Source organism: Marinigracilibium pacificum (genome assembly GCF_012926615.1).
Taxonomy (GTDB): domain Bacteria; phylum Bacteroidota; class Bacteroidia; order Cytophagales; family Cyclobacteriaceae; genus Mangrovivirga; species Mangrovivirga pacifica.
The window spans coordinates 171182-187414 of the sequence record NZ_JABBNU010000010.1; the positions used below are offsets into that span (position 1 = coordinate 171182).

17 protein-coding genes are annotated in these 16233 nt (G+C 34.4%); 3 read left to right on the plus strand and 14 right to left on the minus strand.

The window, feature by feature from the left end:
* Window positions 1-5 precede the first annotated feature (5 nt).
* The 3 genes from HH304_RS16300 to HH304_RS16310 form a co-directional block, all read right to left on the minus strand.
* Window positions 6-938, minus strand: coding sequence for a DnaJ C-terminal domain-containing protein (locus HH304_RS16300; RefSeq protein ID WP_169683606.1), 933 nt, complete (start codon window positions 936-938; stop codon window positions 6-8).
* Between the two features lie 124 nt (window positions 939-1062).
* Window positions 1063-1509 (minus strand): Hsp20/alpha crystallin family protein, encoded by a 447-nt coding sequence (locus HH304_RS16305; protein ID WP_169683609.1) that lies wholly within the window; start codon window positions 1507-1509, stop codon window positions 1063-1065.
* A 178-nt stretch (window positions 1510-1687) separates the two neighbouring features.
* Window positions 1688-2626 (minus strand): succinylglutamate desuccinylase/aspartoacylase family protein, encoded by a 939-nt coding sequence (locus HH304_RS16310; protein ID WP_169683615.1) that lies wholly within the window; start codon window positions 2624-2626, stop codon window positions 1688-1690.
* A 133-nt stretch (window positions 2627-2759) separates the two neighbouring features.
* Here HH304_RS16310 and HH304_RS16315 point away from each other — a divergent pair, with 133 nt between their 5' ends.
* Together HH304_RS16315 and HH304_RS16320 are read left to right on the plus strand one after the other, a co-directional pair.
* Window positions 2760-3401, plus strand: coding sequence for a M15 family metallopeptidase (locus tag HH304_RS16315; RefSeq protein ID WP_169683617.1), 642 nt, complete (start codon window positions 2760-2762; stop codon window positions 3399-3401).
* Between the two features lie 3 nt (window positions 3402-3404).
* On the plus strand, window positions 3405-3713 hold the full coding sequence (locus HH304_RS16320; RefSeq protein WP_169683619.1) for a hypothetical protein: 309 nt from the start codon (window positions 3405-3407) through the stop codon (window positions 3711-3713).
* 2 nt (window positions 3714-3715) lie between these two features.
* Here the strand turns inward: HH304_RS16320 and HH304_RS16325 are convergent, their stop codons facing one another.
* The 7 genes from HH304_RS16325 to HH304_RS16355 all read right to left on the minus strand — a co-directional run bounded on the left by HH304_RS16325 (window position 3716) and on the right by HH304_RS16355 (window position 11073).
* On the minus strand, window positions 3716-4609 hold the full coding sequence (locus tag HH304_RS16325) for a helix-turn-helix transcriptional regulator (RefSeq protein ID WP_169683621.1): 894 nt from the start codon (window positions 4607-4609) through the stop codon (window positions 3716-3718).
* A gap of 114 nt (window positions 4610-4723) precedes the next feature.
* A complete protein-coding gene (locus HH304_RS16330) occupies window positions 4724-5629 on the minus strand; it encodes a TIGR01777 family oxidoreductase (protein ID WP_169683625.1) in 906 nt (301 codons plus the stop codon).
* Complete coding sequence (locus HH304_RS16335) at window positions 5622-5993, minus strand: hypothetical protein (protein WP_169683632.1); 372 nt, start codon at window positions 5991-5993, stop codon at window positions 5622-5624. The genes HH304_RS16330 and HH304_RS16335 overlap by 8 nt, the downstream gene beginning before the upstream one ends.
* Before the next feature lie 55 nt (window positions 5994-6048).
* A complete protein-coding gene (locus HH304_RS16340) occupies window positions 6049-6546 on the minus strand; it encodes a GbsR/MarR family transcriptional regulator (protein ID WP_169683636.1) in 498 nt (165 codons plus the stop codon).
* A gap of 96 nt (window positions 6547-6642) precedes the next feature.
* On the minus strand, window positions 6643-8724 hold the full coding sequence (locus tag HH304_RS16345; RefSeq protein WP_169683640.1) for an S-layer homology domain-containing protein: 2082 nt from the start codon (window positions 8722-8724) through the stop codon (window positions 6643-6645).
* Between the two features lie 168 nt (window positions 8725-8892).
* Window positions 8893-10776, minus strand: a complete 1884-nt coding sequence (locus tag HH304_RS16350) for a tetratricopeptide repeat protein (protein ID WP_169683645.1) — start codon at window positions 10774-10776, stop codon at window positions 8893-8895.
* 90 nt (window positions 10777-10866) lie between these two features.
* The gene (locus HH304_RS16355; protein ID WP_169683647.1) at window positions 10867-11073 is read right to left on the minus strand and encodes a hypothetical protein; all 207 of its coding nucleotides are present in this window, start codon (window positions 11071-11073) and stop codon (window positions 10867-10869) included.
* A gap of 190 nt (window positions 11074-11263) precedes the next feature.
* On the opposite strand from HH304_RS16355, the gene HH304_RS16360 reads away from it, so the two are divergent.
* Window positions 11264-11911: a hypothetical protein gene (locus HH304_RS16360; RefSeq protein ID WP_169683649.1), complete on the plus strand. Its 648-nt coding sequence runs from the start codon at window positions 11264-11266 to the stop codon at window positions 11909-11911.
* On the opposite strand, the gene HH304_RS16365 is transcribed toward HH304_RS16360, so the two are convergent.
* The 4 genes from HH304_RS16365 to HH304_RS16380 all read right to left on the minus strand — a co-directional run bounded on the left by HH304_RS16365 (window position 11908) and on the right by HH304_RS16380 (window position 16209).
* Complete coding sequence (locus HH304_RS16365; RefSeq protein ID WP_169683655.1) at window positions 11908-12468, minus strand: inorganic diphosphatase; 561 nt, start codon at window positions 12466-12468, stop codon at window positions 11908-11910. The genes HH304_RS16360 and HH304_RS16365 overlap by 4 nt on opposite strands.
* Window positions 12465-12929: a DUF4268 domain-containing protein gene (locus tag HH304_RS16370; protein ID WP_169683661.1), complete on the minus strand. Its 465-nt coding sequence runs from the start codon at window positions 12927-12929 to the stop codon at window positions 12465-12467. The genes HH304_RS16365 and HH304_RS16370 overlap by 4 nt, the downstream gene beginning before the upstream one ends.
* Entirely contained in the window at window positions 12929-13699 is a 771-nt protein-coding gene (locus HH304_RS16375; RefSeq protein ID WP_271711662.1) for an exodeoxyribonuclease III, read from the minus strand. Before HH304_RS16375 ends, HH304_RS16370 begins: the two co-directional genes overlap by 1 nt.
* A 200-nt stretch (window positions 13700-13899) precedes the next feature.
* Window positions 13900-16209 carry a glycoside hydrolase family 65 protein gene (locus tag HH304_RS16380; protein ID WP_169683667.1) on the minus strand — a complete coding sequence of 770 codons (2310 nt, stop codon included), beginning with the start codon at window positions 16207-16209 and terminating at the stop codon, window positions 13900-13902.
* Between the last annotated feature and the right edge of the window lie 24 nt (window positions 16210-16233).

Sequence of the window (16233 nt, forward strand, 5' to 3'; positions counted from 1 at the left end):
TTTAATTACACAAACTGTTTATTGAAGCTAGCTCTAAGATTTTTAACCATTTCTTTTTGTTCATCATTTAACTTTTCAGGAAGCTTAGCTTTTATCCGGACATACAAATCACCATGTCCTTTTCCATTATATTCGGGCATTCCCTTGCCTTTTAACCTTAGTGTTTTATCATTTTTAGTACCTTCAGGAATTTTGATTTTGATTTTCCCTGTAAAAGAGTCTATTTCTACATCACCGCCTAATAGTAATGTAAACACATCAATTTCCTGATCCATGTACAGGTCATCACCTTTACGATCGTAACCCTTCTGCTCACTTACATTTACTTTCAGCAGCACATTCCCTCGTTTTCCTGTCGGACCAGGTTGTCCTTTTCCTTTAATTCTTAGCTTTAAGCCATCATAAGCACCGGGCTTAATTTTAACTTTGATTTTTTCCGGACCAATATTTACAATTCGTTCCGTACCGTGGTAAGCTTCATATAAAGAAATACTCAACTCACCTGATAAATCGTTTCCGGGTATATCATTAGCACCTCCAAATCCCGACTGCCTGCGTCCTGACCTTCTTCCTCCGCCAAAAAAAGCTTCGAAGAAGTCAGAAAAACCACCTCCGCCAAAAAACTCTGAAGGATCGCCCTGATATTGGTAGTTAAAGCCACCTTGTCCGAAAGGCCCTCTAGCAGCATTAGGGTCATAACCAGCATTTTGATATTGCTTCCAGTTTTTCCCCAGCTTATCATATTGCTCTCGCTTTTTAGGATCTCCTAAAACTTCATTTGCCTCACTGATCTCCTTAAACTTATCCTCAGCTGTTTTATCACCCGGGTTTTTATCAGGGTGATATTTTACTGCAAGCTTTCTGTAAGCCTTCTTGATTTCTTCTTGAGAAGCCTTTTTATCTACCCCAAGTATATCGTAATAATCCTTATAATCCATCTAATTTGCTTTACCTTAAATTTACTCAATATCATAAAAAAACGGACTACTATTGTCCGCTCTTTCTACTGATAAACATCAGTTACTTAAGAGAAATCCGGAAGCTAACACCTCCGGATTTCAATTATAAAATGTCAATTGACTTTGGTGTTTTTGGCTTAGATTCTTCCCTTTTTGGAACATGAATATCCAAAACACCATGATTATAAGAAGCTTTGATCTTTTCGCCATCAGCTGATTCAGGCAGAGTGAATTTCCTCATAAAAGATGAGTATTTGAATTCACGACGAGTATAATTATCCTCATTTACTGTGTCTTCATGCTCTGCATCTGACGAAATAGTTAAAATATTATCTTCTAACTCGATCTTAAAGTCTTCTTTTTTCTTGCCTGGAGCAGCTAATTCAATAGTATAGCTCTCCTTATCTTCCTTAACATTGACTTTAGGAAGAGATTCGGTACCTGTTCTCATAAAGTCTCCTACTCCCCAGCCCCTATCATGGCTAAAGAAATCATCAAACAAATTGTCTAATGCAGGAAACATGTCCTTTTTTGTTCTAATAAGTGTCATGGCTAGCTGGCTTTAGTTTAACATTCATTTCAATTGAATTACTACAAAAACAGTTCCAGTCAAACATATGCTTAACCAAAGAGACAAAATGTCATAAAACACTATTATCCAATTCCTTACATAGAAAAATTGACAGGTTTTCAAGGATAAAATCAATTAATTCCTGACAGGTTTTCACCTATCGGCGGACTACCCCAATATGCATTAAAGCATCACCTTGATGAACAATCGGATCATGGTTTAACCCAATAACATAACCGGTGACGGGTGACTTTACTTTAAGTGAAAAATCACCAAATGGGTCAAAGATATTTCCTACAATCTGGTTTTTATTTACCGAATCACCATACCTAACTTTTGAAAGAAATATCCCTGAATTTCCAGCCCTGATCCAGGAAGAGTTTTTTATAATTCTATTTTCATATAATGGGTCTACATATTCATCAGTCATTCCTAACATATTCATCATCCTGATAGTTCCATTAACCCCTTCCTCAATTGCAAACTCATCAAACCTGGATGATTCGCCTCCTTCATAAACAATAATATGTTTTCCCTCCCTGGCTACAGATTTTCTAAGTGAATTTGGTCGATATGCACTGTCAAGAGTAAATGGTGCATGAAATGCATCTGCAAGTTTTTGATTTGTAGGATCACTAAGCTTACACCTTACTTGCGGATAATTTGTTCTATCCGAGCCGCCAGTATGAAAATCAATACCATAATCAATTAAAGGAATTACTTCCTTCATTAAATAGTAAGCTATTCTTGAAGCTAGTGAACCATTCTTATTTCCAGGAAATGATCTGTTAACATCTTTTCCATCAGGTACATAACGCGAAAAATGAATAAACCCATAAATATTGATTATCGGAATACATATCACAGCTCCAGCTTTACATTTATGAATATTGCGCTCCATTATCCGGCGTATTATTTCAACCCCGTTTATTTCATCGCCATGTAATCCACCAGTTAATAACAAAACAGGACCTGGATTTGGTGACTTATAGGTGGTAATTGTTATATCGATAGGAGAATGTGAAGGTAGCTTGGCTATGTTAATATCTACCTTTATTTCTTCACCGGGAATTAATGGAATACTGTTAAACTTCATAAGTGCTTTTCAGTTTTACTATGAAATAAATCAATTTAGAGTTTGAAGTTAACAAAATGTAATATTAAATGGATGGTCAAATTAATGTTTGTAAGTTTACAATTAATCTTTTAACGAAATCAATATACCAATAATGAAATATTCACTGCCTGTAATAGTCATATTAATTTTAATAGGTCTGACCGGCTTTAATCTATCAAATTCAAATCATAAAATAATTGAGAGTGATACTTCTTTTGTATTTATAGAAAACCTTTCTGATGACTTTATGTATGATATGCGGTATGCAACAGAAGATAATTTCATCAATAAAAAAGTATATGATTGTGATAAGTGTATGATTCGTAAAGAGGTTGCAATGGCACTGATTAATGCGAACAGAGAGTTTATGAAACTCGGTTATAAGATTAAATTTTATGATTGTTATCGCCCACTGGATGTCCAAAAGGAAATGTGGAAAATCTATCCTAAGCCCGGATATGTGGCAAACCCCTATAATGGCGGTTCTATTCATAACCGAGGCGGTGCTGTAGACCTTACTTTAGTGGATATGGAAGGAAATGAAATAGCTATGGGTACAGATTTTGATTACTTCGGAAAGAAAGCTAATCATACCTTTCAAGATCTTCCTGAGAACATAATAAGTAATAGAAAATTACTGAAGTCGATAATGCTTAAGCATGGGTTTAAGCATATAAACACAGAATGGTGGCATTACAATTATACCAATGCCAGGCAATACCCTATTTCTAACACCAAAACCAAATGTGATTAACATATGAGTAAGTTGCAAAACAACACTATTGAAATAGGCTCGGCAGTTAGGTTACCCAATACTGAAAAATCTATTACACTTTTTACTACCATCGATGATAAAATTCATATTGATATTTTATCTGAAAAAACTCCCGACCTGCCTTTTAAGCTTTTAATGTCAAGTCTGAAGAATAATGATCAATTGAAGAAAGCTAAAGATCTTATCATCATCTCTCATAAAGGAAAAGAAATTGCTAAAATCGAAAAAGGTGAGTTCAAAATTACTAAACTAAACTTCTTTCTTAAATTATTCTTTAAAAGCCTTTTCTGATCCTATTGATTTTTTATTTGCTTTGGTAGTATCCCGAATTCTTTTCTAAAAGCAGTAGTAAAATGGCTTAAATTACTATAACCTATCATTCTACCGGCTTCGGAGACATTATATTTATTTGTTTCAATCCAATGATAGGCTTTTTTCAATTTCACCTTTCTAATATATTTACCAACACTGGTATCAAGGTTATCGGAGAAGGTTCTTTTCAGCTTTGCCGGACTTACCGATAATTGCTTAGCAAGACCTTCCACCGTAATTACATCATTATATTTTTCATTAATTATCTGAATGGCATTGTTTAATAAATCATTACTTAAATCATTAAATTTTAGATTTCTAAAATCAAAGTCATTTAGAAAATCAAAATATAATGCCAGTACCTGATCAATCTTTGATTTTAGTAGTGGGTAATTCCTGTTTCCATCTGAAACATCTATTAAGATCGAATGAATTATCTCAAATATATTCAGCTGAACTTTACTCCCGAGGTATAATTTATCTCTGGAAGTCAGTAAATAAATCACGTCATCCTTCAAATTCATCAATTCAATGAAATTTCTTTGAATATATGACTGATCAATAACAATTGAAAAGTTCTGATGATCCTGATCTTCCAAATATTTAAACTCACAATCAAGGTAGGAATTAGATAATAGAACATTAAAACTATCAGATTCCAGTTCGCCTATATTAGACTTTACCTTTGGCAAATACAATATTTCATGACTACCCTTAAGATGAAAATCTATCTGTATTAAAAACCTGTTATTATCACTTGTGCGAAGTACCGCCAGGGGTTCTTTAAAATTGAATTTGTTATACATAAAAGATAACTCTGGCGTCAGATTAAACTTATAGGTAAAACCATCAATATCATCTTGATTAGATTGCATACAATGATCCTCCCAATAGCAATCAAATTTGTCACTTAATTTATTGCAAAGATCATGAAAATGGTCGATCTGATATTTAATAAAATTCAAAGTCGGTTTTAAGGGTTATATTATCTATAATAAATCCTTGAGCGCATGACGCACATTATTAAATTTAAATTTAAAATTGCAATAATTCAATTTATTAGATACTACTCTTCTACTTTTTAACACTAGTTCTGTCTCAGTTCCAATTAATAAAGCACCAAAACCTAGCAACTTTTCTCCTTGTGGTATCCCAAATGGGACTTTCATAATACCCCTGATTGTATTCATCAATTCAAAATTGGTAACAGGGCACGGTGCAGCTATATTAATAACACCTTTTAAATCACTATGTTCTAAAATAAAACTTATTGCCCGGCAAAAGTCCTCCTCATGAATCCAGCTGACAAATTGATCTCCACTACCATGTTTTCCACCTAAACCAAATTTTACTAAAGTTTTGATAGGAATTAATGCCCCGCCATTTTTACCTAAAACTATGGAGGTACGCAAAATCACTTTTCTTGTCTTAGGTAAGGTAAAACTATTAAACTCTAACTCCCATTTTCTGCAAACATCAACAGAAAATCCCTCACCAATTATACCGGTATCTTCAGTATTAGCTTGATGATATGAATCTGCATAAATAGTGGCTGATGAACTATTCATCCAAACTTTCGGAGGATTCACACATTTAGATATCGCCCTGCCCAAAAGATTCGTAGGAATGATTCTGGTAGTATAAATTAATGATTTATTATGTTCATTGTATCGGCAGTTTACTGATTTTCCGCATAAGTTTATTACTGCCTCTGCTCCTTCTAGTATTTCGGTCCATCTGCCAAGAGACTGACCATCCCAATATACATATTTGAACTTATCAGATATTTCTACAGACCTGGTTAAAATATACACATCAAATCCAGCATTATATAAGTATTTAGAAAGTAATCTTCCCAAAAACCCGGTTCCTCCGGCAATTACTATTTTACGCATGACGGTAAGTTTTAAATGTTAAATACCAATGAGATAGAGCTGCAATCGAGCAGTTTATAATGTAGAAAGGAAAGATATAATTGTCCTTAAAATTTCTAATTCCAATTAAATCAATAAGATAATTACACAGTGGAATAGAAATTAAAATTAGAGTTGCATACAAAAAATATCTGATCCAGCCTTTTGAACGATAATATTGGCTAAAACTAAACCACATTCCACTCAGGAATTGAGTAAATCCCAAAGGCATCGCCAATAGCATAACATATACCAGAATTTCAACATTAAATATGGAAGCCAGCAAGAGCATTATGATAATGCTAAACTGAAATAATTGTAGGTAGAAGTTAATTTTAATCATCATAATTTCAATAGTTTCATTACTTTCAAAATTTATTGAAACTTTAAAACAAATTTTTTTAAAGTTTCGTTAGAAGCTTAAGAAACCAGCTTTTGTCAGATCTGATAAACATATCAAGAACTGAATCTGCTTTCCCTGAAAATGAAGCAATCTCGGAAGTCATTTTTTTAAACTCATCCTCCTGGGCTGATCCTTCACTTTCAATACTTTTTAATTCATTCATGGTATTTAAGATAGGCGTTAACTCCCTTTTACGTCTTTCTGCACTAATCTTTCTCGCTATTTCCATTATATCTTTAATAGCTTTGAAGTATTCTCTCCTCTCTCCTGGTATATGATCCTTATAAACCAATCCCCAATCAATTAAAGCCCGGATATTCATATTGGCATTACCACGTGATATTTTTAATTCTTCCATTATATCCTCGGCAGATAATGCTTCCGGTGAAATAAGAAGTAGTGCATGAATCTGAGCCATAGTCCGATTGATTCCCCAGTCTGAGCCTAGTGCTCCCCAGGTATGTATAAACTTCGATTTTGCTTCTTCAAATTTCATAATGCTAATGTAAAACAAAAATTCATAACTTTCAAAAGTTATTGAAAGTTTTAGCAAAAATAAATGAGAGACCAATTGATAGCCTCCCATTTAACCTTATTTAAAATATATTTCGTGCATCCATAAAAGTCCATCGGGTGAAAATGCTTCCCTAATAGCATCTTTATGATATTTTACTGTTTTACCAGAAGTAGAACTATTATAATAACCTGAGCTATATGCTTTTTGATCCCACTTGCCATAAGGGTCATGGACAGTATAGTAAGTTCCATCAAAACCCAGAAACACCATTACATGACCATAGCTAGTTGTATAACCATGAGCAATAACTGGCTTGCCTTCTTTCAAAAGCTGATTTAATCTGGTCAGGGATCCTTTGGTTGTACCACTTACTCTTACATTCAAACCAAAATAAGAAGCTTCCGAATTGAATATCGATTCAAGTCCGGGTACAGTCTGACCTTTATCCGTACCCCCATAGTTATCTGAAATTTCATCAGGCGAAGTATTTCCTCCGTAATAATTGATAACCATAGCTACAGATGTATTTTGGCATGATCCATACGGATTATAATCATTATTCAATTGATAAAAATACGGCACACCTTTTATGTATCCTGTACTGTTTAAATCTGTAACTCTATTGTTATTAACTATTTGTGAAACTTTTCCTTCAAGGGTCAAAATTTGATAAATAGCCATTACAGTTTCTGCTCTTGAAGCATTCCTTAGTGGATCTAGAGTTGTTAAAGTCGGGTAATTAGCAATCAATTTACTTTTTGCAGCCCTGGCCACAGCTTTTCTAGCCCAGGTTGGAATCTTGGTATAATCTGTAAAATAATTAAGAACTGATTCATTAGCATTTGTTAATCCATTATGACTAGCAAGTGCTATAAGCATCTGGTATTTTGAAATGCGCTGATCAGGTCTGAATGTTCCATCCGGATATCCAGACAAATATCCGGCTCTTGCCACCTTTAATATGTGACTTTTCGCCCAGTGACTTGAAATATCTGTAAATGAACGATTCTGGAAATCCGGGTTTATCGCCGGATTAATTGTTGATGATATCATAGCCGCAAATTCAGCCCGTGTCAAGCTCTGGTCAGGTCTGAAAGTACCATCACTATATCCTGAAAGGAAGCCTTTATTTATTAACGCCGATATTTCCTTTTCAGCCCAATGACCTCTTATATCCCTGAAAGGTATATTTTGGTTACCAAAATTAGCTGACCAGTTAACATTTTCAAGGGTTTTCCAGATGTCAAGAGAAGTGCCTCCCCCAGGTATTCTCCAAATTGAAGTTTCAGATCCTGATGCCTGAATTGCCTCATTTAGCTGCCCGGAAGTTATTGTATTATATTCTGCACTTAAAATATGATGGACAGGCTTTTTACATCCCAATGCTTTATATTCATTGGTTCCATAATCGACCCAGTATCTGGCATTTGACATATAGGTATTTCCCCATACTTCAAGATAGGTCTGTGGCATATGGGCATCGACATATTGATCGATTATATCCACCCTCATTCCATGGTCCTTCGGATTTCCCCAGCTGGTGCAATAAAGTTTAAAGTCACCAATATATCCGTCATTACCAGCCTGAGTAATTGCTTTCCTGAATTCTTTAAAGAGATTATGTAATTCAGTAGACTTCCCGTCGAATTCAACTTCGATATCAGTTACAAATCCATCATAACCTGCTCGGGCAGCATAATAAACAGCATCAGCCTGGGCATACTCATTTCCCGGATAATTATAAGCCCATGCCCATACCTCCAGACCAGCATTTTTATAGGCATTGACAACAGACTTATCCTTATTTTCCTTCCAGATATTTGTTCCATCTGCAACTTTCACATAAATCCTTGACACACCCATTTTAGCCAGATCATTTGCCAACACTGTATGGCTTGAGTATCCTGTTCCTTCCAGATACCACAACCACATTCCAAGTTTGTTTGTACCTGAAATTCTGGCATTCGAATTTGTATTAACACCTGGTGGTGTACCTGTTTCTAATATGTCCCGGTCATGTGACTTTGGAGAAACGGATCTGATAGATGTTGAAATTTTTGAAGGATGTTCAGTCGGAGAAACTTCCTCTTTGTCGCAACTATTTAATAGCACTAACAATAATAGAGCTATTAAATAACCAAGTTTATTCTTTAACATATTTCAATGGTTTGGTTAAAAGATGAATTTCAAATCTATAACCACTGCGAAATTTGACAAAAACCATTGTATCTATATTATGCCTACATTGAGAAATTAATCTGGATTATTATCTCTACAAACACTAATAAAAATGCTTATTTTGGAGCTTATTGGCATATTTTATCACTACAGAGATTTCAGATAGTCAACTAGGCTTTCTCCGGTTTTTAACCCTATTTTCTTCCGTAAACGGTATCGACTCATGTCAATAGTCTTAGGTGCAACTCCTATTGCAATTGCTATTTCTTTAGAGTTAAAATCAGAACGAAGTAATATGGCAAGTCTTTTTTCATTTTCAGTTAACCCTCCTCCTATTTGATCAAGTTTTTGGTTAAACTCACTCCATGCAGAACTCTCCAGATACCGGCGATACCATTTTTCAGAATCAAAATCAATTCTTTTATTATAGTCCTTAAGAATGTCCTTTATACTTTTTCTAATAACACTATCTTCTACCGAGTCATTCTTTATTATCTCACTAATTTCGTTACCTAAATCACCTAGAATTTTATGCTTTTCCTGAATTAATGAACGTTGGTTTAACAGACTTTCCTGTTTCTGCTCTAGCAATGTTTTAAGCTGTTCCTTTTCTAATTCAAGTATCCTGAGCCTCCTATAATCAGCTTTTTCATTTTCTATTGAATATCTAAATTCTGCATTTTTCCTTTTGCTTAACTGCACAAAGTATATGTAGCAGAAAATCACAAAAGCCAATATTAGAATAACTATGACTAATACTATTCTGTCTGATATTATCTCAAGTCGATGTTCCTTGTTTGCTAACTCCAATTTTTGACTGGCAAGCAGATACTTTTGTTTTTCTACTATTTCTTCAATCCTGCTTTTCTGTTCTGAAAATTTTAATGAATCTTTTAATTCATAAGACTTCTTTAAATAATGGTAAGCATTCTGATAGTTTGCTATTTCTTTATTCAATTCACTATTTATAAAATAGTATTTACTCATATCAATACTTGAAGAGTCAATAGTTTCTAATTTATTTTGACTTTTCAAAAAATAACTCCAGGCTTCCTCAGTTTGATTCTCAGACAGTTTTAACTCAACAAGACTCAAATAGGTGATAAACTCATTTTCACCCATATCCAATGAATCATAAATTTGAGCAGCAGAAAAATAATATGCTTCTGAAAGTAATGGATTTGACTTTGTATCAAAATATAATTTCCCTAGATTAAACTGAGTGCTTGCAAAACCTCTTAGATAGCCATATTCCTTAAATTTAGAAGATGCTTCTAGTAAAACAGGTATGGCTTTTTCTGGCAGGTTATCATCAATAAATACTGCTGCAATATTGTTCAGACTTTGAGCTATTCCAATTGGATTTTGGTTTATTGAATCATAATAAATAGCTTCATTTAGATATTTTAGAGCCTCCTGATAATTACCTATCTTTTTATAAACTGACCCGATATTACTAGCTGTACTTGCCAGATTTGTCTGACTACTCATACGTTTTTTCACCTCATAACCTAATAGATAATATTTCAGGGCAGAATCATATTGAAATTGCACATGTTTTACCAACCCAATGTTATTCAATGCCTTAGCATAGAATGAACTATCAATTTGTTTTGCCAGGTCTAGTGACTCTTTTAAAATTGATTCGGCATGATGATATTCACCCTGGTAATAATACCCTAACCCAAGAGCTAATTTATTTTGAAGAATTAAACGCTCATTTTTTATCCTTTGTATTAAAATAGTATTACTCTTCAATATTGAAAGGGCGGTATCAATATCATTTAACATGAAATAAACTTCAGCACTGCGAATTTTTGACAAAACTATAAGTTCCTGTTCGTCACATTCAATTGCAGACTGATAACCTTTATTAAATGAACTTAGAGCATCATACAAGTCATGTTTTCGTTGTTCAAGACCCAACTGCAGATATTTTTCCGCAGGACATTCATCTTCTAAACTATTATGATTTGGTATTAATAATGATGCTATCAAAAATCTAAAAATAAATAAAATGCTAATTGACATTTTATAATAAGTATAAGGTTGAAAGAAAAATAAATAATGATAGACATTACTATAATATTACAACCTTATTCATAAAAGTCAAGGGATAATTTACTTTATAGCCATCTTTAAAATTCGGAAAGGCAATAAAATCAGATCTCTTAATATATTGAATGCAAGTTCGATTGATAGTCCCAATATTGTAAAGGGTAAAGAAAGTACCCAGACTACCGGAAATAAGAAGAAAACCAATAGTGCCAACGGCCAGCATACTGCTAACAGGATCATCCAAAGTAAAAATGCTATAAATGTTCTCATATCTTCAATTGTTTGATTATAGATATACAATTATCTCACCAAACACATAAACACTTTATTTACAACAAGTTAACAATTGATAGCCAAGCAAAAACTATTCAGTATTGAACAGGTTTTGTACGAAAATGTACAAAATTTATAATCATGAACTCGGATTGAAAAATGCTAGTAAAATGATATTTTTGACAATATGAAAAGAAAGATTCTGGATATTGATTCATTGAATGACCTTTTGGAAAAAATCAACTCCGATCCGGATATTGAAATCACCTATGAACCTGAAAAATGCAGAATCATTGTTTCTAAAGAAGATAAACGGGATTTTATCCGCATTCCCCTGCCCTCCATTTATGAAAACGGTGAGGTTACAGAGGTATCCAGACATTTTACCATTGCTTTAATTGAAACAGGTCATGCTGCCCTTGCACTATGTGACGAAGAGGAAATACTTGAACATAAAGTATTCAAATCATATATGGTTAGAAAGAAGCAGGGAAAAAGTCAACTCAAGTATTTAAAAACCAAAGGAAAATCAAGAGCGGGTTCACGAGTAAGACTTGCCAATGCTTTAGAGTTTTTCGAAAATATCAATACCAGACTTCAAAATTATCACGATCAATATTCAATTGATATAATTGCCTTAAGTTGCAATAAAACTGTTTTTCCATTTTTATTCAGCTCAAAAATTGAGCCACCATTCAAGAAAAAGGATGATAGAATATATAAAATCCCACGATATGTAGATACTCCAGGGTATGAAGAACTCACTGATACTTACGAATATTTAATAAATGGAGAATATTTTACTGAAGGAGATAATTTTATTATCGAGATCTAATCAACTCTCGATGCATCAATAAGGTCTAGTGCAAAAACCTCATCTTCCCACCCCAAAAATTTTGTTTTGCCTTTTCCTTTATAGTTTAGAAACCATGATTTTATAATCTCGGCTATTGAGGGATATTTCGCCATCAATTCTTCAAAGGTATTAAGATTTTGCAAATTGTTTTTCGGGTGACCTAAAGGAACGGCAAGAATTTTATCATCAGATTCACCGTTATCCTTTAATCGCAAAACACCTATTGGAATGATCTCTAAAATCGTGCCTTTCGATACTGAACCAGAAAGCAATATAACATCCAATGGATCACCATCGCCTCCATCTGATTTTGATAGTAATGTGCCCTTTATATATCCATAATTACCTGGATAACCTAAATAGTCAATCACCCGAGGCTTTCCGTCAACGGAGTCTTGTTCAATTAAGCCGGTAGTTTTATTTACTTCGTATTTTTCAATCGTTCCAGCCGGTATTTCAACCATCATTTCGATTGGCTGAGTCTGAGAAAACAAGGCAGATGGAATTAAAAGCAAAAAAAGATATATCAATTTCATCCCTTAAAAATTTCGAATGCATAATTAGCAGTCGACCAGAATTCATCCAGAATTATCAAATTCTTTTTAAAGAATGAAATCATCTCTGGCCAGTCGTTTTCGTTCATTATTTTAACTCCTTCAAGCACCTGATAATAACCAGGTTGGGGTATACCATATCGATATTCTCCCGGTGCATTGAGAATCCATTCCTCTCCGGATTCTGACTCAAGCATTTTTTCAAGTTCAACTAATTGATCAAATAATAAGGAACTGATATCTGCATCTTTATGCTCGACAGCAATACCACACCAGGCCAATTTATCTTTTGCATCCAGTTTAAACCTGATCCCTTTAACCCCGGTCTTATAATTGATCCAGTTTACTTTTAATCCATCAGCAGAAGGGACAGGCTTCATAAACTGTCCCAGTTTTGTCCAGAATTCTTTCCTTATTGCTGAAGCGGCTTCTTTGGAATACATTAAACTTCCAGTTTTATACTAACAGGGCAATGATCTGATTCGAAATAATCAGGATGGATTCCGGTATCTTTAATATCACCAATCAATGATTCACTTACAAGGAAGTAATCAATACGCCAGCCAATATTCTTTTCTCTGGCTCCTGCACGGTAGCTCCACCAGCTGTAAGCGACTGTTTCCGGGTTATAATATCGGAATGTATCAACCAGACCTGATTCTATGAAAGCAGTCATTCCATCGATTTCTTGCTGGGTATATCCGGCAGTCTTGTTGTAATTCGATTTGGGTCTGGCAATATCAATTGGCTGATGTGCCACATTAAAATCACCACATACTACAACAGGTTTTTTGCTCTCTAATCCTTTTAAAAACTTTAAAAAATCTTTATCCCATTCAGTTCTATACGGAAGCCTTTTAAGTCCTGAGGATGAATTTGGAACATATACAGTTACCAGGTAAAAAGTTTCAAACTCTGCAGTCAATACTCTACCTTCATTATCATGTTCGTCAATTCCGATTCCATTTGTAACAGATAAGGGCTCGTGTTTTGATAAAATTGCGGTTCCGGAATATCCTTTTTTCTCTGCACTATTCGAAAATACATGATACCCATCCAATTCCTCTAAAGCTTCCTGAACCTGATCATCCTGGGCTTTAGTTTCCTGAACACAAAGTATGTCGGGTTGAAGTTGAGATAATGAATCTAAAAAACCTTTTCTTACCGCTGCTCTGATTCCATTCAGATTCCAGGAAACTATATTCATGATCATTTACTTTTTTAAGTTATATTTCAATCTGTTTAACAAAAATTACCTTTTTGAAGATATAATCAGCAATAAGCCATATTCTTCCCTAAGCAATTAAATTTAAATCTAATTCCATTCTTTCTATCTGACAACAATTTTCACCCTCACATAAAATAAAAGCCCGGCTTTTGACCGGGCTTTTTAAAATTTATGTCTTCAACTAATTAGAATGCCATTTCTTTTTTGGCTTTACCTTCAACAGTAATTGGACTTCCCTTGAAAATAATATCAAGGTCCTCACCAGATTCGTTGGTTACTTCTACTCCATGTTTAGACACATCAACTTTTAAGACAACATCTCTGTAGTTAATCTTAAAAGAATATCCTTGCCATTTTGAAGGTAAAAATGGATTTAGATGCAATTTCTCATCTTTAATATCCATACCACCAAACCCTTTGACAACTGCCATCCACGTTCCTGCCATTGAAGTAGTATGACACCCGTCTTCTGTATCATTATTGTAATCATCTAGGTCTAATCTTGCAGTACGAAGATACATCTCATAGGCTTTGTCTTCCATTCCTAATTTCGAAGCAAGAATCGAATGTACACATGGTGAAAGAGAAGACTCATGAACAGTCATTGGCTCATAGAATTCGAAATTTCTTCTAATTTCATCTTCAGTAAATTCATCTTCAAAGAAATATAAACCTTGAAGTACGTCTGCCTGCTTGATAAAACAAGATCTTAAAATACGATCCCACGACCAATTTTGATTTATTGGTCTGTCTTCCTTAGCCAAGTCCTTAACCTGGATTAATTCTTTATCAAGGAAACCATCCTGTTGAAGATATACCTTTCTTTCCTCATCATAAGGATAGTACATGTTATCGATGATCTTCTTCCAGTTTTGAGTTTCCTTATCAAAATCGAAGTTCACTGCACCAGAAATACGTTTTAAATCTTCCGGATTATTTTCTTTAACATAATCCATAGACTCAAGAGTATATCTCAATGTCCATGCAGCGATATAGTTAGTGTACCAGTTATTATTAACGTTATTCTCATATTCGTTAGGTCCGGTAACACCTAGCATTACATATTTTTGTTTAGCCTCAGACCAATTCACACGTTGTGCCCAAAACCTTGAAATTCCGATTAAGACTTCAAGACCGTACTCTCCCAAGTAAGATTTATCACCTGTATATCTGGTATAATCATATATGGCATAGGCAATTGCTCCGTTACGGTGAATTTCCTCAAAAGTGATTTCCCACTCATTATGGCACTCTTCACCATTCATGGTAACCATTGGGTAAAGAGCAGCTCCATTTTTAAAGCCTAGCTTTTCAGCATTTTCAATTGCTTTCTGCAAATGCTTATAGCGGTAAACCAGTAGATTTCTTGCAACATGACTATTAGAAGTACTCATATAGAAAGGCAAGCAGTATGCTTCAGTATCCCAGTAAGTACTTCCACCGTATTTCTCACCGGTAAATCCTTTAGGACCAATATTCAGTCTTGGATCTTCACCAGTATAAGTTTGATTTAACTGAAATATGTTAAATCTAATTCCCTGTTGTGCAGCAACATCACCTTTTATAACAACATCAGACTCAACCCACTTATTAGCCCAGGCATCAGCCTGCTCTTTTTTCATTTGGTCAAATCCTTTGGAAGAAACTTTTGCTAACTGCTCATTTGCAACACTCGATAAGTCATCGATCTTATGATTTTCAGATGAGATATTTGCCGCATACTTATAAATAGTTACGGTTTCACCTGAATTGATTACACTTTCGATAATGTTTGAGGCATATTTCTCTTTCTCTACCAGCTCAGGGTTGAGAGTTAATTCTGACCCATTGTGAACTACTGCAAATTTCATTGCAGAACACACATAGAAGTTGGTCTTTTTAGTTGATGCTGTTACCCACGCTGATCCATCAAATGCTGATTGATCAACACTATTCCAGAACTTTTCATCATAATTTGAATCTTCATTCACAACATCAAAATCAATATATGGTTCAATTTTGATTGGAGCCGAAAAGTTCTTAGCTGTTATTTTATATTCAATTGCACCTGTTTCATCATCAACAATACTGCAGAAACGTGTAGCTTTTACCTCAACCTGATTTCCATTTTGAAGTGTAGCAACGAATGACCTTTCCAGATACCCTTCTTTCATATTCAGCACTCTTCTGAAATCAGAAACTTTTGCCTTAGCCAGATCAAGAGCTTCACCGTCAATCCAGATATTTATACCCACCCAGTTTGCAGCATTAAGTACTTTTGCAAAATAATCTGGGTATCCGTTTTTCCACCATCCAACTCTGGTTTTATCAGGATAATAAACTCCCGCTACATAATTACCCTGGAGAGAATCACCTGAATATTGTTCTTCGAAATTGGCTCTTTGTCCCATTCGACCGTTACCAAGTGAAAAGATACTTTCTGAAACACGGTTTAATTCAGGATCGAATCCTTCTTCAATTATATTCCATTCATCATGGATGATGTAATCTTTCATACAGTATTTATGTTTATCTATTTG